The organism is Nocardia sp. NPDC004278, assembly GCF_053602975.1.
In genome coordinates, this window is the sequence record NZ_JBSGEQ010000003.1 from 460464 (window position 1) to 468561 (window position 8098).

6 protein-coding genes are annotated in these 8098 nt (G+C 63.0%); 1 reads left to right on the plus strand and 5 read right to left on the minus strand.

Translation table 11 applies throughout. The annotated features are described in order from the left end of the window. Window positions 1–75: 75 nt before the first annotated feature. The 3 genes from ACWEO2_RS06955 to ACWEO2_RS06965 are packed head-to-tail and all read right to left on the minus strand — an operon-like array spanning window position 76 to window position 4734. The gene (locus ACWEO2_RS06955) at window positions 76–2676 is read right to left on the minus strand and encodes an ATP-binding protein (protein ID WP_452404476.1); all 2601 of its coding nucleotides are present in this window, start codon (window positions 2674–2676) and stop codon (window positions 76–78) included. A gap of 47 nt (window positions 2677–2723) precedes the next feature. After that, window positions 2724–2936 carry a hypothetical protein gene (locus tag ACWEO2_RS06960; protein WP_452404477.1) on the minus strand — a complete coding sequence of 71 codons (213 nt, stop codon included), beginning with the start codon at window positions 2934–2936 and terminating at the stop codon, window positions 2724–2726. Then, window positions 2926–4734, minus strand: a complete 1809-nt coding sequence (locus ACWEO2_RS06965) for a hypothetical protein (protein WP_452404478.1) — start codon at window positions 4732–4734, stop codon at window positions 2926–2928. Before ACWEO2_RS06965 ends, ACWEO2_RS06960 begins: the two co-directional genes overlap by 11 nt. A 429-nt stretch (window positions 4735–5163) precedes the next feature. Here ACWEO2_RS06965 and ACWEO2_RS06970 point away from each other — a divergent pair, with 429 nt between their 5' ends. Next, window positions 5164–5568, plus strand: a complete 405-nt coding sequence (locus ACWEO2_RS06970; RefSeq protein WP_452404479.1) for a hypothetical protein — start codon at window positions 5164–5166, stop codon at window positions 5566–5568. A gap of 206 nt (window positions 5569–5774) precedes the next feature. On the opposite strand, the gene ACWEO2_RS06975 is transcribed toward ACWEO2_RS06970, so the two are convergent. Together ACWEO2_RS06975 and ACWEO2_RS06980 are read right to left on the minus strand one after the other, a co-directional pair. Then, window positions 5775–6269, minus strand: coding sequence for a hypothetical protein (locus ACWEO2_RS06975; protein ID WP_452404480.1), 495 nt, complete (start codon window positions 6267–6269; stop codon window positions 5775–5777). After that, window positions 6266–7408 (minus strand): hypothetical protein, encoded by a 1143-nt coding sequence (locus tag ACWEO2_RS06980; protein WP_452404481.1) that lies wholly within the window; start codon window positions 7406–7408, stop codon window positions 6266–6268. Before ACWEO2_RS06980 ends, ACWEO2_RS06975 begins: the two co-directional genes overlap by 4 nt. Window positions 7409–8098 lie beyond the last annotated feature (690 nt).

Here is an 8098-nt window from a genome sequence, read left to right on the forward strand (position 1 = left end):
GATGGACAAATGCGACGAAATGTGAAGCCGCGGGGGACCGTGGCAGGGGGGAGGTATTACTCGTGGACCACGCGGTCAACGATTCGGCATCGGGCGGTTGCGGGAACGACGCGGACGCTGACCGGCTTCGACCTCGATCCGGTTCTCGAGCTCAGCGGGAACGTGTTCGATGATGTCCAATCGGTTTGTGACCAACAATTTCCGGAGCACGCTCGCGACCTGAGCGTCGACGGTGCGGATCGAACTGCCCCGGCGTGCCGCGATTGCGCTGTTGGCCCAGCCTGCGGCCGCGAGAACCGCGACTTCCCGCTCCGCGGGGGAGAGTTCGTGCCACCGCGAGCAAGTGGTACCACCGCGCACAGCGGATGGCGACCGGTAGATAGCTTCCGTATCCAGCAGCAACTGTCGCAACTCGTCGAACTCCGGCGGTAGCGCTTCGCCACGCTGTACTGCTGCTGTGTACGCATCTTCGCCGAGTATCTTGGTCGCGACCGTAACGACCAGCTCGAACTCCTGGCCGAGCCAAGTCAGTTTCGTCGGTGCGATGCCATGTGCGCGGTGTAGCACGGCGCTCATGCCGCGCATATGCGCAATCTCGATGGCCGCTTTCCACAGTTGGGCAGGGTCACTGTGACCCGATGTGAGCTGACGGGTGACGGTATGACCCGATGCCATCAAGTTGAAGGGGATGAACCACAGCGCCGAAAAGGTATCTCCCTTGGTAAAGAACTGCTCGAGCGCGGTCTGGCCCGCCCGCATCGCCTCGTCGATCTCCCCGTGCACAGATATCGCGTACAGCCACACTGCCTCCGCCCAATCCAGCGTCCAGCATGCCCGCGAAGCGATGGCACGATCGAGATGTCGCCGGGTGGTGCGCACGGCTCGCTCGGGATCCCCGGTGAGCGCACAGGCCAGTCCTTCGAACAGCTCGCTGCGCTGCTCGCCCGCCCGGTCACCCGCATCGGCGAACTTCCTGCGCGCACGCGACAACACGTCGACGGCGGCCGGATGCAGCTCACACATCAACTCGATTCCCCAGGAGAACTCCACCGCAGCGGGCAGACCGATATCGGCGGTTGGCGTATCACGCCACGTCCTACGTAATTCGAGGTCGGACACACAGTGGGTTACGCATTCGTCCAGGAGTTGTGCGGCGTCGGCTATCTCGCCCTGCCATATCGCATTCCAGGCCATCAGCGCGGTCGCGTCGACACGCAACCGAGTCGATGCCGGGTCGATGTGACGGATGGCGCCTAGTGCGCGTTCGGCCAATGAAGTAGCCGCGCGGTTGGCGACCCCGAAATACGGCACTAGCAACGCCATCAGGACTGCTACCGTCTCGAGGCCGATGACAACCTCGGTGGGCTCGTCGAAACTGGTTTCGATGCCGATCAGAATGTTCTCCCAGGCGGAGCTCACCCAGTAGAACCAGTCCCGCTCGTCCGGGCCGAGCCAAATTTCCTGTCCCGCAACGACTTTGTCCCGATAGTAGCGCCGGTGCCGAGCCAGCAGTCGCATTTCGTCCAGGTCGTCGTCGCGGTGACGCAAACGGTCTCTGGCGAACACCCGTACGCTCTCGAGCAGAAAGTACCGGACCGTGGTCGAAGAAATGTGCGTAGATACCAACGACCGTTCGACGAGACACTCCAACAGTCTGTCGATATCTCCGGCGGGCAAGGACGGATCGGCACAGACCGCCCGGATGGCGTCGACCTCGGCGCCACCACTCGGTATGTCGGCGCCATCGGTGTCGGAGGCGGTTGCGAATACCGATATTCGATCGAGCAGAAGTTGTTCGCGTTCGGTGCACAGCCGATAGGACCAGGCGATCGCATCGTGCACGCTGCGATGGCGGTCCTCCACTCCAGCCCTGGCGCCATGTGACCAGTGCATGCGAACGTCATCTACGTCGCCGGTGAGCTCCCGCAATAAGATCGCAGGTGGTTGATGCCGTAATCGCGAGGCCGCCAGCCGAATGAACAGGGGATTATTGTCCACGCGCCGGCAGATCTGTTCGGCGATCGCGGGGTGTTCATGATCATCGGGAATCGACCGTCCGATAAGTTCGGCACGCTGGCGAAATAGGTCGACTGCCTGGTCCGCCGGCAGTGGCGGCACGGTCACGATGTGCTCATCGATCCAGCCGATCGGTTCCCGGCTCGTCGCGGCGATCGTCAGCCCGGGAACCAGACTCAGTAGCACCGCGACCAGATGGGCCACGCTGGACAGCACATGTTCGCAGTTGTCCAGCACCAGTACGGTCTGGCGCGTATCCGTCGCATCGCTACCGACCAGCGCGTCCACCATGCCCTCCCAGGCCGGCTGCCCGGTGACATCGCCGCGTGCGACCGATCGCATCACCTCTTCGGCCACCGAGTCGGTATCCTCATCTGGCGCCAGCCGTGCGAGCCGAGTCCAGCAAACCCTCCGGTTCGAGACGATCCGGAACCGACGCAGCGCCTCGGCTGCCAGCGTCGTTTTGCCGATGCCACCGGGGCCGACCAAGGTGATGAGCCGCGCCTCCCCGGCCGCCAGCAATGTTTCGATCCGCTGCAATTCCGTGTGTCGGCCGACGAATCCGGAAACCGCGGCCGAGAGATCGCCGCGCCGATGAACCTCTCCGAGGCCCTCGACGCCAGCGACCTGGGAATTGCGGTGAATGGGTACCGAGCACATTGGACGTAAATTACCTATGACTTTCGATGCCGACTTGAAACAACCTGCTACGACTCGAGCGTGATGTGGAATCGGGCTGTGATGACGTTCGGTGCGATGCCCGGCGTCCCGTGGCAGGCGCGGTTCAAGTGCGAGTTGTCCGCGAACCCCGCTTCATGCGCGACCTCGGTGAGTGGCAGGACCGACTGCTTGTGGCGGGCTTTCGGCGACGCAAGGTATGTCTGCACGCCGCCCGACCAGTCGGCTGCTTCACCGATCATGGCCGCGACCAGGTACCTCATCAGTGATGACGACCTCATTCCTCGGCTGCGACGACGCCCCTTCGACCGCGGGATCCGTATTTCCGGGACCGGTTGCGATCGGAAGTTTGAGTGCAGACGTGACCCACTTCAGGATCGTAGGTGCGGTGATACCTGGCAACCGTTGGGGCCTGATCAACGGCGGCGGGGTGACCGTCTGCGGCGCCGAGACGGTCGGCATTCGGTCCGGGCGGATCTCGGGGAGGCCCGTCGCTGCGGGGAATCCCTTGGCAATCAATTGTTCGAAAGGCTGGTAGCTCGGAATCAGCGGATCGGTGCGCAGTTGTTCGAACAGTCGATCCATGCCCATACCTTGGAATATGGCTGGAGCCGCGTCGATCGAGAACCCGGGTGAGCCGAACAGCGCGTGCAGCAGCACGGCGGTATCGAGATCAGGGCCGCTCACTTGGGCGAAAGGATTGTTCAGCGATCCATCGAAATCGAAAGCGCTCCAGTCCTTGTCCTCCAGGCCGAGGACACCTGGTGACGTCGGATCGGTGAAATCGTCGGCATCGGTGGCAAGCGCCGTGCCCAAGTCATCACCCTGGCTCGTGGTCAGGGCTGCGTCATCGGTGCCTGTCGGTTCAGGGGCCTTGTCGACGTTCTCGGGACTACCGCCATGCTGCACCGGAGTGGCCGGGGTGGTCGGTGGCGTGGCCGGCGGTGCCGGGGTGGTCGGCGTTGATGCTGCGGCGCCGGATTGGTCGTTGTCGGAGCCGTTGTCGCCGGAGTGGTCGTCGCCGGAGTGGTCGCTGTTGGTGGCCGGCGGGGCAGAGGAACGAGGGGGCTCTGGTTGCGTGATAGTCGGGGCCGCGTTGATGTTCTGGGTCTGGCACTGGTTGACGAATGCGGCGACTCTATCGGTCGAGTCGCCAATTATCCTCAAGACCGCTTGCGTGTCGGAGTCGCTGAGGAAGAAGCGCTTCTTGCCGCTCGCTCCCGAGTCGGTCTCTACCGGTGGCCGGGCGCTTCTCATCGCATCATTCAGGTACTCGATCTCTGCCTTGATTTTTCGAAGCGTGCTTTGATTCGCGTCATCTATTTTCTTGATTTTCGGGGTGAGGTCGCGCTCTAGGTCTATCAGGTGTTCGGTGTACTTATTCAGCGATATCGCTGTCTTATTATATGCCTCGGTTCCCCTGCCTATGTCGTTCTTGTCGGTCAGGTCGGGGTTTACCACCAAGCCGAGCGAGATCAGATCATTCATCAGTGGTGGCGGCACCGTACCGCCGAGCGGCCCGAACAAATCGACAGAATCTTGCAGCACACGCTGCGCGGCGTTCACTGCGGCGTTCACCACTACGTCCTCGCCGTCGGGGTGTATCAGGATAACGCGATTTGGATCTATGTATACCTGGGTATTGCTGCTCCAGACAGGCTGGTTGTCGACCACGTTGTAGAGCACGAGATTTCCATTATCTTCGAGCCGAAGCCGAAGGTTCCGGTTGATATCCCGGGGTATGGGAGCGCTCCATCCATCTTTGTTCTTGTAGAGTTCGGCATCGTTGCTTTTATCAGACTCTGTCTTCAGCTGACCGAATTCTATTTCGAGCCGCCGAGAGTTGCTGCCGTGCGTTTCCGAACTCCACATTGCCGTACCATTTGGACCTCTGGCCGGATCGGCGGTAGGGCCGTATAGCACCACATTGCCGTCTTGCTGCATCGTCAACCGGAACAGGCCGTTCTGGGAAACGAGCGACTGGCCCCTCTCGAGGGTGTCGCCGTTATTCAGCGTGTTCCGGTGCGGGGGGTCAACCATGGATATGCTCCGCTTCGATCAGTCGACTACAGCGTGGTTCGTACAGATGGAGTGAAATTCATCGGTCGGAGATCGGGCCTCATAAGAGGTCGCCGACTTGTCGAAACGCCTATATCTGATCTACATCGATAATGTCGCACCCTCACTTTGCCCACCTGCGCGTCTCGTGTGTCAGTGGGATTGTGCTGGGCGCACCGGCGGGGCGCATCCGTACATTCGTGCCGAAAACACTTAAGTAGGTTCGGCGGCAACAGCGTCGAGACAAGGTTGCGAGCCTGAGAGGCAACTGCTCGCTGTGGGAGCGTGCAGGGCAGCTGTGTCAGACGGTCGGGCGTTGCCGACAAGCACCGGCGCGACTGCGCCAACTGCCAATGCCACGCCGACGGCTGATACGGGTAACAACCCGAGTCCTCGGTCTCAATGATGGGGATGCGTGAAATGGGGAGAACCGTTGAGAATGGAGAGTTCGTCGGTATGGTCCAGGAATTCGCTCGAGATCCGGACGAACTGCGCAGACTGAGTGATGCCAACCGCGCCGGCAGCGCTGCCGCCTATGCGCGGGCAGAGGGGGATCCCGAATGGGAGGCCGCGTTCGAAGCTCGATATGGCAAGGCAGCCAACGCGTACCGGGTGTTCGCCAGCCAGTACATAACCGAGCGGGGAATCGGCTACACCAAAGTGGGTGATGATCGAAATGCTATCGGTGACAACTTGACGACTGCCACGAATGCGTCGAGACAACAGATGGGGATGGCGGCACGCAAGTGCGGCGGACGATCACGGAGGCGTGAGGCCAGCCTTCACAGCTCGAGTGCTGCCCGCCCGTCGGCATAATGTTCCGGCATTATCGCGGTGATATCGGCCCGAATTTTGCGCGGCTATTGCGGAGTCGGCTCGGTCGGGCCCCACGCATCGTGCCACGTCGTATATCGACTCAAACCTGTTCTGCCGCAAATTGCCGTTTTGCGGTCGTTCCGATCAGGGTGATACTTCGGCCTCTCAGGCCCACCCGATCACCCCGGAAGGCAGTGCAATTCGGTTCAGTCCGGGTCCGCCGTAGCCAGGCGAACGACCTCATGGTCGATGGCCGCCAGAGTTCCGGGGTCGTCGACCTGGCGGGCGGCGAATCCCAGTGCGGCGCGATATGGGCCGACCTCGTTGGCGCCGATGTCGACCCGCCCGGCCGCAGCCATCAGGCGCCGCACCGTAGCCGGGTCGATAGGCGGATGTGGATTGGCCGGGGACCACAACTGCCACAGGGCTCGGCAGGTCACACCCAGTCGTGCCGTCGAGGGCTGCTCGATGAGCCATTCGAGGAGGCGAACGTCGACGTCCGCGGCTTCGAGAAGGAGTGCCCGTATCAGCGCGAGATCGATTTCGAGCATGTCGTACTCGAGATAAGCGGATTCCTGGGCGGAGACCAAGCCGATGATGCCCTCCCTGATCTCGGACGGATCAAGCTCGGCATAGGCGTGTGAGCTGGAGTCGAGAAGTGCTTCGGCGGCTCTGCCGAGATCAGCGGGCTTCTGGGTCATGGCATACCTCGGTTCAGCCGCTCGGCGGCCAGGATATCGTTCGTCGTGAGCTTTTCTCCAGGCAGTCCGCCGTCGATTAGATGTTGGCGGACTGCCTCGAGACTTTCGGCGGGCGCCCATGGAAGTGGCTGCCCGCTCTCATCAACTCGGCGGAAGGTGTAGCTCGAGTTGTTGTTGATGCACCAGGTGTCGCTGAGCGTGCCATCAGCATTGCGAACGACATACAGCTCGCCCCCCGCTCGCGCTGGACCACGTGCGGTGCCACCCTCGCCAGGCTGAAGGTCACCGTGTTTCATATGGAAATATTGATCCGGCGGCAGCGGCTTCATGAAGTCGGAGGAGTTCTGCAGCTCCGGTGCGAACTTGAAGTTCCCCTCGGCGTCGACCACCCAGAGGTACTTGTCAATGGGATTGAGGGACGTCAGATCAAGCGGGGTCCCGGGCGGAACTGTGCGCATATTGGGAGGGTTGGTGTAGGGCCACTCCCTCGGCCGAGGCTCCGGCCCGCCCTTCGCGCCGACATCGGTGGCCGCTGGCGCTCCTATCGGCTCGCCCTTCCCTGGATCGAGGGTATTTGTTGGGGGCACCAGCTCGGGCTCCGGCGCCGGGCCGTGGTCCTGGTTCGGATCGTGGGGGTTGCCCGGATCGTGTGTCCCCTCCTGTGTGTGCTGTTCGTCACCCCCTGGAGGCGTGGTTTCTTCGGGCCTGGTGCCGTGCCCTTCTTCGAGGGCCCTTGGGTTGAAAGCCGGACCGCCCTCGTCTATTTCGAACCAGTAGGTCTGCTGACCGTCGGGGCCTTCCTCGATGCCGTACCGATGCGCAAAAGCCTCGAGCTTCTGTTCGATGAGGCTTCGTGCGTGTGGCGGTATCTCGGATCTCGCTTGGCCGCTCGGTGCCGCCGGGGTGTCGGGTCGCGACACCTCGACTCGCAGCATTCGGTTGCCGACGTCGCCGGTCTTCGTGGCCAGGATCTCGCCGCCGGGTCCGAGGTAGACATGCGCTTCGAACAGAGTTCTCCCCAGATGCACGGCGGATGCAGCCTGGTCGGGGTTGGCCCAGTCTTTCATCACCGCGTGCATACCTTCGACCACGTTGGGGACGTTCGCGGGATCGTCCTGGCCCGAGTGTGCCTGCCACAAGGTGCCGACCGGATCCGACCCGGGACCGTCCTCTCGCGGTGGCGGGGGGAGTTCGTCCGGCAATGGAAGATCGATGGGGCGCTGGTGCTCGAGAGCATCATTCAGACGCTCTATGTGTGGGGGCCCGACCTGTTCGTCTGGGGGCGGGGTATGTGGCGGTACCTCTGGTTGTGGCTCGGCCTCGGCTGGTTTTCTTTCGCCCTGTGTGGGGTCGGGTTGCGTGGTTGGTTCCTCGGTGGGTGCACGCGGCGGCCAGGCCTGTTTGTCGCCCTCTGGAGGCGCGGTCTCTCCTGTGTCCGGTCGCGGTGTCGGCTGTGGCTCGGCTGGTTCCTTTTCGCGTGTCTGGCCGGGTGGCGGGGTGCCTTCTTCCGGCAGCTGAGGCTGTCGAGGTGGCAGACCCCTGTCATCGTCTCCACGTGGGAGCGGCGGGAGGTCCGGCCTGTCGGTGCCCGGCGGGCGGGAAGGAGTTGCGGGCTCGTCGGTCGCAGGTATGGCGGGTCTACCGCTGGTCGGACCGCCAGAACCGCCTGGTCCGGTGCCCGTGTGTGGTCCGGTGCCGCCTGGTCCGGTGCCTGGTCCGGTGCCGCCTGGTCCGGTGCCGCCTGGTCCGGTGCCTGGTCCGGTGCCGCCTGGTCCGGTGCCGCCTGGTGGGGTGCCCGTGTGTGGTCCGGTGCCGCCTGGTCCGGTGCC